Source organism: Oleiphilus sp. HI0132 (assembly GCF_001635845.1).
Map to the genome: position 1 here is coordinate 1 of NZ_LWGJ01000452.1, position 1,175 is coordinate 1,175.

1 pseudogene is annotated in these 1,175 nt (G+C 47.0%); it reads right to left on the bottom strand.

Features of this window, described 5'->3' with window-relative positions:
- Positions 1–1,175: pseudogene (locus A3766_RS05570) on the bottom strand (DNA-directed RNA polymerase subunit beta'); the annotation flags it as partial.

The following is a 1,175-nucleotide window of genomic DNA, read 5'->3' on the forward strand; positions in this document are numbered from 1 at the left end:
AAGCTCGGCACTCAATGCTGCAACAACATCCTGTGCACTTACACCCAAGCCCTCTTCAGCGATAGGTGCCAACTTCTGATCTTTCTTACGCTTACGCTCTGAGTGGTAAGCCAAGCCTGTACCCGCTGGGATCAAACGGCCCACTACCACGTTCTCTTTCAAGCCACGTAAGTAGTCACGCTTACCTGTTACCGCACCTTCAGTCAGTACGCGCGTTGTTTCCTGGAACGATGCAGCAGAGATAAACGACTCAGTTGCAAGCGAAGCTTTGGTAATACCCAACAACTGACGCTCACACTGCGCAGGCATCTTGTCGTTCGAATCAGCCTCTTCATTAGCTTCCAAGAACTTCACATACTCAACCTGGTCACCCTTGATCAAGTCAGTATCACCAGACTGCGTAATCTCAACTTTACGCAACATCTGGCGCACGATAACTTCGATATGCTTATCGTTAATTACAACACCCTGCAAACGGTAAACGTCCTGCACTTCGTTAGTGATGTATTTAGATAGCTCCACAACACCCAGTAGGCGCAAAATATCGTGCGGGTTAGAAGGTCCATCCGAGATAACCTCACCCTTTTCTACTGTTTCGCCTTCGAATACGTTCAACTGGCGATACTTGTGAATCAATGCTTCATACGGCTCAGCACCATCTTTAGGCGTAATCACTAATCGCTTCTTGCCCTTAGTCTCTTTACCGAAACTAACAACACCAGAAATTTCAGCCAAGATAGAAGGCTCTTTAGGCTTACGCGCCTCGAACAAGTCAGCTACTCGCGGTAGACCACCTGTGATATCACGAGTCTTAGATGACTCTTGAGGAATACGAGCCAAGACGTCGCCTACTTCAACCATGTCGCCATCACGCATATTTAACAAAGCGTTAGCTGGCAAGAATACCTGAATCGGATTATCCGTACCTGGTAATAAGACAGGGTTACCATCTTCATCCACAAGCTGAACCATTGGACGAATATCTTTACCTGAAGATGGACGATCTTTCGGATCGATAATCTGGATATTGGATAGACCTGTTAACTCATCAGTTTGAGTCGTTACGGTAATACCCTCTTCCATTCCAACGAACTGAGCCTTACCACCATTTTCGGTAATGATTGGGTGCGTATGTGGATCCCACTTAGCAACCACACCACCCGCTTCGATCTTGT